Here is a 12,879-nt window from a genome sequence, read left to right on the forward strand (position 1 = left end):
GAGCGCCACCCGAAGCAAGCCGGGTCACTGAAGCCGGCTGTTGTGGCGCAGCACGAGGCCGACCGCGCCGAGCAATGCGTCGTTCTCCGTGTGCTTGCCAACGATTATCCGCGTGCGCAGCGCAGGCGCCACATCGCGGGACTTGATGAGCGTGTGGCGTTCATATGATGCGATCAGTGGCGCCAGGAGAATGTCGCCCGCCAGGGCCATGCGGCCGCTGATGATGATGAGCGGCGGATTGAGAACCGAACCGATCAGGCCAAGGCCACGGCCGGCGAACTCGGCGGTGTCCTCGATCATCCGCAGCGCCCTCACGTCGCCCTCCTCGGCCATCATGATCACGTCGTCCATCGTGACCGGCCGCCGCACGATGCGCGAAATCTGCTCGAGCGGTCCGGCAAAGCTGGCATAGAGCTCCAGGCATCCTCGATTGCCGCACCGGCAAAGGTCGCCGCCGGGATCGATGCTGATGTGCCCGAATTCGCCGGCGCCGCCGGCGATGCCGCTCACCAGCCGACCGTGCTGGACAATGGCCCCGCCGACGCCCAGATCGACCTTGAACAGCACGAAATCGTCCTGGCCGACGGCCGCACCCCACATCAGCTCGGCAATGGCCGAGCAGTTGCTCTCATTGTCGGCGAAGATCGGCTGTTCAAGGACCGGCCCGAACACATCGCGGATGTTGACCCCGGCCCAGGTCGGAACGATACTCGCGCGCAGCACCACTCCTTCGCGGCTGACTGGGCCCGAGACGGAGACCCCAACCCCCAGGAGCCCCGCCATCGGCAGACCGTTCTCTTCGTAGCATCGGGCAATTACTGACTTGGCGAGCTGGGCCGCCTGTTGCGGCTGGTAGTCCAGACCCATGGGGATAGTTTGTTCGGCAACGAAAGAATGCGAGACGTCAGCGACGACACACCGCATCTCGTCGAGGCCCAGATGGATGCCGACGCAGGTGCCCGCAGCGGGATTGAGCGTCAATGTCGTGGCAGGCCTGCCGATACCCCTGGCCGCGTCATGATGGGTCGAGGATTCGATCACCATCCCTGACTTTCTCAAGCCGTTGAGCGCGGTTGAAACCGTCGACCGCGCCAAACCGGTAATGCGGGTAATTTGCGACGCAGAAAGCACGCCGCGCTCGCGCAGGCATCGGACGATCAGGCTCTCCGGCGACGCCGACGGCCTGTCGATCAGCCAATTTCTAAGCGAAGGTTTGTTCATGATGAGCACAAAGCACGTTGACTGATAGCCCAAATATGTCATCTTGGAAAGAACGGAGATTACTGCATCTCGCCGGCCACGACCTCAAATCGCGGGCCACAAGCGGTCGATACGAACCGTGCATCACATATGGGAGTGAAACGATGAAATACCTGAGGACGGCCTTTGCGGCCGCTACCGCCTTCACCTTGATTACCGGAACAGCCCTCGCGGAGCCGAAGACCAACCTCTTGCATCAATGGGCCACCGGATCGGACGCCCAGGCTATCGCCAAGCTCGGCGAGATGTTTACCGCCAAGGGTGGCACCTGGCAGCAGACCTCCATCGCAGGCCATACGGCCAATACATTGGCCAAACTGCGTGCTGATGTGATCGCTGGCAACGCACCTCCCGCTGTGCAGCTAAAGGGCCCCGAGATCGCCGAATGGAACGAGACGGGCATGACAGCCAATCTCGACGACCTGGCGAAGGCGGAAAATTGGGAGAAAGTCGTCGCTCCCGAATTGCTGCCGGTGATGAAGCCGACCGGGAATTGGGTGGCCGCGCCGATGAACATCCACCGCATCAACTGGCTGTGGGCATCGCCGAAGGTCATGAAGGACGCGGGCGTCACCGAGATGCCGAAGACATGGGCGGAATTCAACGCCGCCTGCGACAAGATCGTGGCCAGCGGCAAGATCTGCATTTCGCACTCGACCGCCGACTGGACCGACTCGACCGTCTTCGAAGTGGTCGTGTACGGTCAGGACCTCGATCTCTACAAGAAAGCTTTCGTCGAGGGCGACGTCGACGCCATGCGCAGCGACGGCATGGTCAAGGCCTTCGAGCAGTTTCGCACCATGACCTCGAAGTACATGGACCCCGGCATGAACGGGCGTGACTGGGATACCATGTCGCATCTCGTTGGCCGCGGCGAGGCCGCCTTCCACATCATGGGCGACTGGACGATCGGCCTGCTGACGGCCGGCGGCTTCAAGGAGGGCACCGACTATGTCTGCGCTCAGGCGCCGACCGATTGGGGCAAGCCCGGTTTCATCCTGAATTCAGACTCGGTCGTGTTCTTCAAGCAGAAGGACCCGGACTATATCGAGGGACAGAAGCTGCTTGCCAGCATCATCCTGTCGCCCGAATTCCAGACCATTTTCAATCAGACCAAAGGGTCCATTCCGGCCCGCCTCGACGTCGATCTTTCGAACGGCTTCAATCCCTGCCAGCAACTCTCGCAAAAGGATCTGCAAGCCTCGATCGCCGCCGGAACGCTCGTCCGTTCGATGGCGCACAACATGACGGTGCCGCAAAAAGTCCGCGGCGCAATGATGGATACCATCACCGAGTTTGTAGCGACGCCGGATATGAGTGCGCAGGACGCGGCCAATGCGATGGCGGATGCGGCCGAAGCGCAGAAGTGACGCTGCCGATGATGGCCGGGGGCGAAGCGCCCGGCCAGACTTCGCCGGAGCAGCCCGATGTCCACCCATGATCTGATGGTACCAGCTGCAGCTGCCGCGGCCCGTCCGTGGCGCGAGCGCCTGGGCACGATGGTGCCCATTCTGGTGCTGGCGCCGTCGATAGCGGCGAGTTTCATCTATGTTTTCGTCTTCACGCTCTGGACGCTCTACATCTCGCTGTCCAATTCGTCGCTGTTGCCGACCTATGGGTTCGTCGGCCTGGACAATTACGCTTCGCTCTGGGCAAACCGGCGCTGGAACATCGCCTATACCAATCTCTTCCTGTTCAGCGGCTTCTATATCGTTGGCTCGATGGCCGTTGGCCTGCTGCTCGCGATCGCGATCGACCAGCGCGTCCGCGGCGAGGCGGCTTGGCGCACCATCTTCCTCTACCCGTTGGCGGTGTCCTTCATCGTCACCGGTACGGTGTGGAGTTGGCTCTATAATCCTGTCGACGGTATCCAGGCCTTCGTTCGCGGGCTTGGCTGGACCGACTTCAGCTTCGCCCTGACGGCAAACCGCAATACGGCGATCTATGCTGTGATCATAACCGGTATCTGGCAGTCGTCCGGCTTCGCAATGGCACTTTTCCTGGCCGGTCTGCGGTCGGTCGATCCGGATCTCGTCAAGGCCGCGCAAATCGACGGCGCGTCGGTTTTCCGGACCTATCGCAGGGTCATCCTGCCAACCATCGCCCCGATATTCCTGGCGGTGGCGGTCATTCAGATACAATTCGCCATCAAGACCTTCGACCTGGTGGCGGCGTTGACGCGAGGCGGCCCAGGTGTGTCCACCACCTTCCCCGCCATCTATGTCTACGACCTGATGTTCCAGCGCGGCCAAATCGGCGAAGGTGCCGCCGCGGCGATGATGATGCTCGCTGCGGTCGCGGTGGTGCTGGTGCCGTATTCCTTGTGGATCGTCTGGCGCCGGCGAGCGGAGGGCCGCAATGGCTGAAATTGCCCCTAATGCCCGTTTTGATCCGGAAGAAGCCGCTGCCACGCGCCGGCATTTCTGGAGCCGCTTCCTTGTCTATGCCGTGCTGACGCTTTTCGCGGTCGTTTATCTCGTGCCGTTGCTGGTGGTGATCTTCAACTCATTGCGCGAGCAGTCGGAGATTGCCCGCAACGGCCTCATCTCCGTACCGCGCAGCTTCCGGTTCGATGCGTGGGCGCAGGCCTGGGGATCCTACTGCGTCAGCGGTACCTGCGAGGGAATGAAGCGCAATTTCTTCAACTCCCTGGCGATGACGATCCCCGCCACCATCATCTCGACCATTCTCGGCGCCATGAACGGCTACATCCTCTCCAAATGGCGCTTCAGGGGCTCTGAACTGATCTTCAATCTGATGCTGCTCGGCGTATTCATGCCCGGCCAGATTTCGCTGATGCCGTGGGCGTTCCTGCTCGGCAAGCTCGGCCTGACCAATTCCACATATGGGCTGGTGCTGATCCACGTCGTCCAGGGCATCTCGTTCACCACCCTGTTCTGCCGCAATTTCTACGTCAGCATACCGGACGACCTGATCAAGGCGGCACGCATCGACGGCGCCGGGTTCTGGCGGATCTTCCGCAAGATCATCCTGCCCCTGTCGCCGCCCATCCTGATCGTCACCGTCATCTGGCAGTTCACCGGCATCTGGAACGAGTATCTGTTCGGCGTCGTCTTCACATCGGGCCAGCAGCAGCCGATCACAGCGGCACTGGTCGCGCTCACGGCCGGCGGCACGACCGCGCGTGCTTACGATGTGATGAGCGCAGCCGTGCTGATCGGCGCGTTGCCTCCGCTGCTGATCTATCTGTTTGGTGGAAAATACTTCGTGCGCGGCCTCACCCAGGGCGCCATAAAATGAGGCGTCGCCCATGTCCGCGTTGATGATCCGCAACCTTCACAAGAGCTACGGCTCGCTCGAGATTCTTGCCGGCATCGATCTCGAGGCTAAGACCGGAGAATTCGTCGCCCTTGTCGGCCCGTCGGGTTGCGGCAAATCAACCTTGCTCGCCATGATCGCCGGACTGGAAACCGTCACGTCGGGCGAGATATGGATCGGCGACCGGCTGGTGAACTCGGTGCAACCCAAGGACCGCGATATTGCGATGGTGTTCCAGTCATACGCCCTCTATCCCACCATGACGGTGCGCCAGAACATCACCTTCGGCATGGAGAGCCGCGGCGTGCCAAAAGCGGCGCAGGCGGAAGCTGTCCAGCGGGTTACCGCACTCCTGCAGATCGAACAGCTGCTTAAACGCAAGCCCGGCCAGCTCTCGGGAGGCCAGCGGCAGCGCGTTGCGATGGGGCGTGCCCTCGTGCGCGACCCGAAGCTGTTTCTGTTCGACGAGCCCTTGTCCAACCTCGACGCCAAGCTGCGCGTCGACATGCGTACCGAAATCAAGAAGCTTCACCATCGCGTCGGCAAGACCACGGTGTATGTCACCCACGATCAGGTCGAGGCGATGACGCTTGCATCCCGCATTGCGGTGATGAACCAGGGCTCGGTACAGCAGTTCGACACGCCGAAACGGATCTACGACCGGCCGACCAACATGTTCGTTGCCGGTTTCATGGGATCGCCGGCGATGAATTTCATTCCCGCCCGGCTTACGGGCTCGACCAGCATCTCGGTACGCGCCGCTGACGGCAGCGACGTCAGCCTCGCCCTTGCCGCGCCGATGCCCGCCGGCGCGCCAAAGGACGTCGTGCTCGGTATCCGGCCGGAACACATCTACCGTTTCACGACCGATCTGAAGTCGCGCAAACCTGCTGTAGCGTCCATGCAGGCGCCGGTCGAATTGGTCGAGCCTACCGGGGCCGAGACGCTTGCCGTGCTCAGGCTGGGTGACCTGGAGATCACCGGCCGTTTCGAGCCGGATGACGCTCCCGTCATGGGCGAGACGATAACGCTCGGCATCGACATGTCGCGCGCCTGTCTGTTCGATCCAACAACCAAGGCGCTTCTGTAGTTTGATGTCCGTACAATTCGCGACTTATCCGAGCTTGACCGATCGGGTCGTGCTGATCTCCGGCGGCGCCTCCGGTATTGGCGCCGATATGGTCCGCGCCTTCGTGGCGAACGGCGCCCGGATAGCCTTTCTCGATGTGCAGGACGAACCAGCGGAGGCGTTGGTGCGCGAGCTCGCTGGTGCCGCCGGGCAGGCTCCGTTATATCTCCATTGCGATGTGACCGACGTCGATGCGCTAAAGGCGTCGGTAGCAGGCGTGCGCGCGCGGCTTGGTCCGGTCGCCGTCCTGGTGAATAACGCAGCCAATGATCAGCGCCATCCCGTCGACGCGATAACGGCCGACTATTGGGACCGCAGCTTCGATGTCAATCTGAGGCATCACTTCTTCGCCGCGCAGGCAGTGCATCCGCATATGAAGGAACTCGGCTTCGGCTCGATCATAAACTTCTCCTCCATTGCCTGGCGGTTCGGAGCGGACCAGATGGTGGCCTATGCCACCGCCAAGGGGGCCGTGGTGGCGCTGACGCGTGCGTTGGCGCGGTCGTTCGGACCGGATAACATCCGCGTCAATGCGATCGAACCCGGCGCCGTCATGACCGAGCGGCAGCGTGAGCTGTGGTTCAAGACGCAGGAGGCAGTCGACCAGACGGTGCAGCGGCAATTGATCCGCCGCGTCCTGCTGGGCGAGGAGATTGCACGCACGGTGCTCTTCCTGGCAGCCGACGACAGCCGCATGATCACCAAACAGTCCATTACCGTCGATGCTGGTCTGCGCTAGTGACGCCTCTCCGCTCTCCATTGGAACCGCCAAGCTGATGCTTCGTCTCGGCCTCAACCCCTACGGACTGACCTATCATCTCGGACTGCAGGGCCGCGGCACGCCGCGGCACAATCCGCACGGCGCGGGGCTGGAAGGCTTCATCACGCTGGGGCAGGAACTGGGCGCACGCACGCTCGAGATCTACGAACCCTGGTTGACCGACTTGACTGACGCCGAAATCGTCGCGCTGCGCAGGCGTCTTGCCGCGCTGGACATCGTCCCGGTGGTGAGCGGCGGACTGCTGGTGGCAGGTCCGCTGGACACCGCCTTCCGGGCTGCGCGCCTGCTCGAGGCGACGACGATCCGTATCGCACTGACGCCTGTCCTGTGCGGCGACCGCAATGCGTGGGGTCCGAAATGGAGCGAGTTCAACGCAATGATTCGCGCTGCCTTGACGGAATGGGGGCCGCGTGCGGCGGCCGAGGGACGCGTGCTCGGCATCGAGAACCATCAGGACTTCGGCAGCGACGAACTGGTTGCGTTCTGCGAACTTGGCGGGCCGGGTGTCGGCATCACCTACGACACCGGCAACACCTTTCCTGTCGGCGAGGCGCCGCTTGCCTTCACGCGCCGGATCGCGCCCCATGTCCGCCACGTTCACCTCAAGGACTATCGCGTCCAGTTCACGGATGAGGGCTACCGCCTGGTCCGCTGCGCGATCGGCGACGGCGCCGTGCCTTTCGCCGAACTGGCAGCCATCCTTGGCGAGCACCACGACACGGTGACGGCGGTGCTTGAGCCCGGCGCGCTGGAGGCCCGTCACGTTCGCTGTCTCACCGACGACTGGTGGAACGGATATGCGCCGAAGACCGCCCGCGAATTCGCGGCCTGCCTGAGTGCTGCGCGCCTGAACCGCCTTGCGGACGACGCCGACTACCGCACGCCATGGGAGCGCGATGATGACGGTGCGCTCGTTTCGTACGAACTCGACATGATCCGGCGCAGCGCCGCCAACATGATGAAATTCGATTTCATTGCAATGGAGAAATCAGCATGACTGCCCGAGAACTCAGCGGCCTGACCGCCTTCGTCACCGGCTCGGGACGCGGCCTCGGCCGCGTGATGGCCGACCGCTTGGCCGAACTTGGCGCAAACGTCGCGGTCCACGACCTCGATTGGGCCCGGCCATCCCAATATGGCGAATTCGCGGACCTCGGCGACTCTGCCAGGGGCTTGGAGAAGCACGGGACGCGCATCACCGCGGTCACCGGCAACATCGGCGACAAGCAAGCTGTCGCGGAAATGAAGAAGAAGATCGAGGCGGAGCTCGGCGATGTGCACGTCTTGGTAAACTGCGCCGGCGGCGACATCGGCGCCAAGGGCATAAAGCCCAATCCCAACAACGCACTGGACATCGACTACGAAGACATCAAGGTTCTAACCGAGAACAACCTCATCGGCACGATGCTGGTCTGCCAGGCATTCGTTCCGCCGATGGTCAAGCGTGGCTCAGGCTCGGTGATCAACATCGCCTCGGCGGCAGCGCATATCGGATGTTCGCCCGAGGTGGTCTACTCGACGCTCAAGGCGGCTGTCGTCCATTATACGCGCTGCCTCGCCAAGGAACTGATCGACGATGGCGTACGCGTCAATGCGGTGAGCCCCGGCGCCACCAAGACGGCACGGTTCCAGGCGAGCCGCGTGGTCGATCCGCAGCGCATGGATTCGAGCAAGAAATCGCTGAACCGGTACGCGGAGCCTGAAGAGATCGCCGAAGCGGTGGCCTTCCTAGCCGGTCCGCGCGCGCGCTTCATCAACGGGCAGGTAATCCGAGTCGATGGCGGTTTCACGATCTTTCCAGGTTAGGCCGCCATCGTCCATACCGGGTACCGGAAGCAACTTCGCCATCGCGCGCTGTAGATAGCTCCGCCCGAGTTCGGCCAGAACTATGCACTGCATTACAGTCGGAGCTTGACAAAAACTGCGGTATGGCGGGTATATTAATCGAATAATATGACGCCATCCATTGTGAGGAAGGCGGGCAAACCAGGGAGGAGACCAAGATGAGCCGCTACAAGTCAGTCGGATTCCTGCACGGCATGGTTTTGGGCGTGGCCCTGACGACCGTGACTGCGGCCCATGCCGAGACCTTGACGCTCTATTGGAACGCCGGCCACGCCTATCAAGCTTATGCCGATGCAATAGCAAAGTTCGAGGCCGATCATCCCGGATGGTCGGTGCAGTGGGAGAAATTCCAGTGGCCGGATATGCGCACCAAGCTGGTGGCGGATTTTGCGGCGAAGAGCGCGCCCGATCTCGTCGCCGAACCCGGCGGCTGGGTGCAGGAATTCGGCCAGCGGAATCTGCTGCGGCCGCTGAACGACTTCATCGAACAAGACGGCAAGGCGATCGGCTATCCCGACGACTGGCAAGCCTATTCCGTCGAGCGCAACAAACTCGGCGACCAGTACTATGGCGTCCAGATCCACCTCACCTGCGCCACCCTCGTGTACAACGTCGATATGCTTAAGCAGGCGGGCTTCGACGCGCCGCCTGCGACCTGGGAGGAGTTCCTGAAGGTTGCCAAGGCGACGACGACCGGCGCCCGCTTCGGCTTCGCTCCCAACCCGAGCATCGGATATTATTCGTCGTGGCTGCTGCAGAACGGCGTAAGCTATTACGATCCCAAGACAAACAAGGTCAATCTCGACAGTCCTGAGGCGATCGAAGCGATCCAGTTCCTCGCCGACCTGATCCACAAGGAAAAAGCAGCGACCAAGCCGGCGGCGGGTGCTGACTATGAGGGTCCGCAAAAGCTGTTCACGGCCAACCGGGTCGCAATGATCATAACCGGTCCGTGGGACGTGAAGCCGATCCGCTCGGGCAACCCGAAGCTCAACTGGGCGGTTGCGCCATCACTCAAGCACAAGGTGCAGGCGACGTTCGCGGGCGGCGTCAGCGTGATGATCCCTAAGGACGCCAAGCACCCGAAGGAGGCCTGGGAGTTGTTGAAGCGGCTCGTCGCGCTCGACACGGAACTAGCGGCTACCAAGGAAGCGGGCATGACGATGCCGCGCAAATCCTGGGCCGAAAACGCCGAGGTTCAGGCCGATCCGGTCATCGGCAGCTTCAGCAAATGCCTGCCTTACGCGCAAGACGTCACCGCCGAGCTGCGCCTCACCGGCAAACACGCGCGAATCGAGAAGCTTCTGCAAAGTGCGCTCGAGGATATCATCTACAATCAGAAGCCAGCAGCCGAGATCATGCCGAAATTCGCGGCCGAGGCCAACGTCATCCTGGCCAACAACTAGGCCGATGTTTATCAGCGGCAGCACCGATACGGCCGATACGGACATTCGCGTCGGCGCGATGCCGACCCGGCGAGCTGCCCGCTTCAGCCGGCGCACCAGACAAACGCTTCTCGCTTACCTGCTGCTGTCGCCAGCAATCCTCTATTTCTCGGTCTATTTCTTCTATCCGATAGGACTGGAGTTTTGGGCGAGCCTGTACAGCGGCCAGCCGCTGATCGGCGAGAGCCGATTCGCCGGACTGGACAACTACGTTGCTGCGCTCGGCGACGCGCGCGTTCGGCAGTCGCTCTTCGTGACGCTGGCCTTCGCGATAGGCGTCACCGCGGCCAGCATCGCCATTGGCCTCGGACTGGCGGTCGTGCTCAACCGGCCGATCCCGGGGCGCACTCTGATCCGCGCAATCATCTTCTTTCCCTACATCACCTCCTTCGTGATCGTCGCGTTGATGTGGCAGGCAATTCTCGATCCCTACACTGGCATCTTGAACAGCTTCCTTGCCGAGCTTGGGCTGCCGACCCAGAATTGGCTCGGCGACACCTCGACCGCGCTGCCGACCCTCATCGCCATCACGGTCTGGAAGGATGTCGGCTATGCCATGCTGATCTACCTCTCCGCGTTGCAGTCGATCCCGTCCGACTTCTATGATGCCGCATCCATCGACGGCGCCACGCCGACGCAGCAATTCCGCTATCTGACCTGGCCGTTGTTGACGCCGACCACGCTGTTCATCGCGGTCGTCAGCACGATCAGCCAACTGCAGGAGCTGGCGCCGGCCTACCTGATAACCAAGGGCGGACCGGCCGACGCGACGCGGTTCTTCAGCCTGCACGTGTTCGAGGCAGCCTTCTTCGAGCTCAACATCGGCTACGCCTCGGCGCTGTCTTTCCTGATGTTCCTGCTGATCCTGGCCATCACCTTCGTTCAGTTCCGCCTGCTCAACCGCGAAACCACCTATTGAGGTTGGCATGACATTGGCAAAAACGCTCCCGTCCTACCTACTGCTGCTCTTCTGCGTGGCGCTGTCGATCTTTCCGTTCCTCTACATGCTTTCGCTGTCGCTGCAGAGCGATGCCGACGTCTTCAGCGGCATTCCGATTCTGATCCCCGAGACGTGGCAATTCACGAATTACATCGACATCTGGCAGAAGGCGCCGTTCGCGCGTTTCACGCTCAACAGCTTCATCATCGCCGGCGGGATTACCTTCCTCCATCTGATCTTCGATCCGTTGATCGGCTACGTCTTCGCGAAGATGGAATTCGCCGGTAAGCGCGTCATGTTTGTCGCGGTGCTGTCGACGCTGATGATCCCATTCTTCATCCGCATGATCCCGCTCTATGTGCTCACCGCGCGGATGGGATGGCTCAACACCTATCAGGGCCTTATCCTTCCATTCGCCATGAGCGCCTACGGAATCTTCCTGATGCGGCAGTTCATCCGTCCAATTCCCGACGAGTTGCTTGACGCTGCACGGATGGACGGCTGCTCGGAACTCGGCCTTTACTGGCGCATCGTGCTGCCGCAGGTCCGTCCGGCACTGGCGACGCTGGCCCTCCTCACCTTCGTGTTCCAGTGGAACGAATTCCTCTGGCCGCTGGTCGCCGTCAACACCACCGAAATGCGGCCGATCACGACGGGACTGACGCTTTTCAACCAGGAATTCTTCACTCAGTGGAACCTGACGGCGACGGGCGGGATCATTCTCTTCATCCCGAGCCTGCTGCTGTTCCTCTTCACGCAGCGCTACTTCGTCCGCAGCGTGATGCTGGCAGGCATGAAATGACCATTCGAAGGCATTGCACCCTATGACGTCCCGCCGACCGAATGTAATCGTCTTCTTCACCGACCAGCAGCGTTGGGACACCGTTGGCGTCCATGGCAATCCGCTCGAGCTTACGCCAAATTTCGACCGCCTCGCCGGGACCGGCACGTTCGTGGCGAATTCGTTTACCTGCCAGCCCGTTTGCGGACCCGCCCGCTCCGTATTCCAGACGGGGCGGTACCCGACCATCACCGGCTGCTACCGCAACGACATCCCACTGCCGAAGAGCGAGCGCACGCTCGCGCATCATTTCACCGCGGCAGGTTATGACACCGCCTACATCGGCAAGTGGCACCTGGGGTCCGCCGAGCCGGTCACCCAGGAACAACGCGGCGGCTATCGCTACTGGCTGGCCTCCAACATCCTGGAGTTCACTTCCGGCCCCTTCGACACCGTCGTCCACGACAATGACGGCAAGGCGGTGAAGCTGCCGGGATACCGCGTCGATGCCCTAACCGACGCTGCAATCCGCTATGTCGCATCGAGGGAAGACGAGCCGTTCTTTCTATTCCTGTCCTTCCTCGAGCCGCATCACCAGAACCAGACGGACAACTACCCTGCCCCGCTCGGATACGAGGACAGGATCCGCAAGAAGCTCGCCATTCCCGGCGATCTCGCCGCACTTGGCGGCACGACAGCGGAACATTTCCCCGGCTATCTGGGCATGGTCGCACGCCTCGACGAGGCGTTTGGACGGCTGATCGAGGCGCTCTACAGCCTTGGCCGGCTTGACGACACGATCATCCTCTTCACCTCCGACCACGGATGTCACTTCAAGACTCGCAACAACGAATACAAGCGTTCCTGTCATGAGGCGTCGATCCGCGTGCCGACGCTATTCCACGGCCCCGGCTTCCAGCGCATCGGCACATATGAAGGCCTGGTCAGCCTCGTCGATCTCGCGCCGACCCTGCTCGCCGCGGCCGGCCTGAAAGTGCCCAATTCGATGCAGGGCGTCTCGCTGCTCGACGCACTGCAGGGCGAACGGCCGCCGCGCGACGAGATATTCATTCAAATCAGCGAGCACCATGTCGGCCGCGCCTTGCGCACCAGACGGTGGAAATATGAGGTCGAGGCACCGGGAAAAGACGGCTGGCGGAATTCCGGCAGCGATTTCTATGTCGAGGCGAGACTCTACGACCTCGATGCCGATCCAAACGAACTAATCAATCTCATAGCTTCGCCCGATCACGCAGCGACGCGTGCATGGCTGCGAGGCCGCATCGTTGCCCTGATGGAGGAGGCCGGCGAGGCAAGGCCCGAGATCCTTGCCGCCGGGCATGGAAGCTGGAATGAAATCCGGCTGAGCGACAGCTGATCATGTCACGTCGCGCAGCGGATCCAACAATGCACGAGAGA

Annotated in this window: 12 protein-coding genes; 11 read left to right on the forward strand and 1 reads right to left on the reverse strand. The window is 61.8% G+C overall.

Annotation, left to right across the window (positions count from 1 at the left end):
• Positions 1–24 precede the first annotated feature (24 nt).
• Positions 25–1,221 (reverse strand): ROK family transcriptional regulator, encoded by a 1,197-nt coding sequence (locus NKI08_RS04910; RefSeq protein ID WP_352767560.1) that lies wholly within the window; start codon positions 1,219–1,221, stop codon positions 25–27.
• A gap of 143 nt (positions 1,222–1,364) precedes the next feature.
• Here NKI08_RS04910 and NKI08_RS04915 point away from each other — a divergent pair, with 143 nt between their 5' ends.
• The 11 genes from NKI08_RS04915 to NKI08_RS04965 all read left to right on the forward strand — a co-directional run bounded on the left by NKI08_RS04915 (position 1,365) and on the right by NKI08_RS04965 (position 12,838).
• Positions 1,365–2,630: an ABC transporter substrate-binding protein gene (locus NKI08_RS04915; protein ID WP_352448123.1), complete on the forward strand. Its 1,266-nt coding sequence runs from the start codon at positions 1,365–1,367 to the stop codon at positions 2,628–2,630.
• A 57-nt stretch (positions 2,631–2,687) separates the two neighbouring features.
• Positions 2,688–3,626, forward strand: a complete 939-nt coding sequence (locus NKI08_RS04920) for a carbohydrate ABC transporter permease (protein ID WP_352448124.1) — start codon at positions 2,688–2,690, stop codon at positions 3,624–3,626.
• On the forward strand, positions 3,619–4,521 hold the full coding sequence (locus tag NKI08_RS04925; protein ID WP_292660005.1) for a carbohydrate ABC transporter permease: 903 nt from the start codon (positions 3,619–3,621) through the stop codon (positions 4,519–4,521). Before NKI08_RS04920 ends, NKI08_RS04925 begins: the two co-directional genes overlap by 8 nt.
• 10 nt (positions 4,522–4,531) lie before the next feature.
• Entirely contained in the window at positions 4,532–5,629 is a 1,098-nt protein-coding gene (locus NKI08_RS04930; protein WP_352448125.1) for an ABC transporter ATP-binding protein, read from the forward strand.
• A gap of 4 nt (positions 5,630–5,633) precedes the next feature.
• Positions 5,634–6,407, forward strand: coding sequence for an SDR family NAD(P)-dependent oxidoreductase (locus NKI08_RS04935; RefSeq protein ID WP_352469617.1), 774 nt, complete (start codon positions 5,634–5,636; stop codon positions 6,405–6,407).
• 37 nt (positions 6,408–6,444) lie between these two features.
• A complete protein-coding gene (locus tag NKI08_RS04940; protein WP_352469616.1) occupies positions 6,445–7,446 on the forward strand; it encodes a sugar phosphate isomerase/epimerase family protein in 1,002 nt (333 codons plus the stop codon).
• Positions 7,443–8,255 carry an SDR family NAD(P)-dependent oxidoreductase gene (locus NKI08_RS04945; protein WP_352469614.1) on the forward strand — a complete coding sequence of 271 codons (813 nt, stop codon included), beginning with the start codon at positions 7,443–7,445 and terminating at the stop codon, positions 8,253–8,255. The genes NKI08_RS04940 and NKI08_RS04945 overlap by 4 nt, the downstream gene beginning before the upstream one ends.
• A gap of 197 nt (positions 8,256–8,452) precedes the next feature.
• On the forward strand, positions 8,453–9,700 hold the full coding sequence (locus tag NKI08_RS04950; protein ID WP_352469613.1) for an ABC transporter substrate-binding protein: 1,248 nt from the start codon (positions 8,453–8,455) through the stop codon (positions 9,698–9,700).
• Between the two features lie 4 nt (positions 9,701–9,704).
• Positions 9,705–10,658 (forward strand): carbohydrate ABC transporter permease, encoded by a 954-nt coding sequence (locus NKI08_RS04955; protein WP_023675501.1) that lies wholly within the window; start codon positions 9,705–9,707, stop codon positions 10,656–10,658.
• Positions 10,659–10,665: 7 nt separating this feature from the next.
• A complete protein-coding gene (locus tag NKI08_RS04960; protein WP_352539303.1) occupies positions 10,666–11,481 on the forward strand; it encodes a carbohydrate ABC transporter permease in 816 nt (271 codons plus the stop codon).
• 22 nt (positions 11,482–11,503) lie between these two features.
• Positions 11,504–12,838, forward strand: coding sequence for a sulfatase family protein (locus NKI08_RS04965; protein ID WP_352767567.1), 1,335 nt, complete (start codon positions 11,504–11,506; stop codon positions 12,836–12,838).
• Positions 12,839–12,879 lie beyond the last annotated feature (41 nt).

This window comes from Mesorhizobium sp. M0768 (assembly GCF_040320195.1).
Taxonomy (GTDB): Bacteria; Pseudomonadota; Alphaproteobacteria; order Rhizobiales; family Rhizobiaceae; genus Mesorhizobium.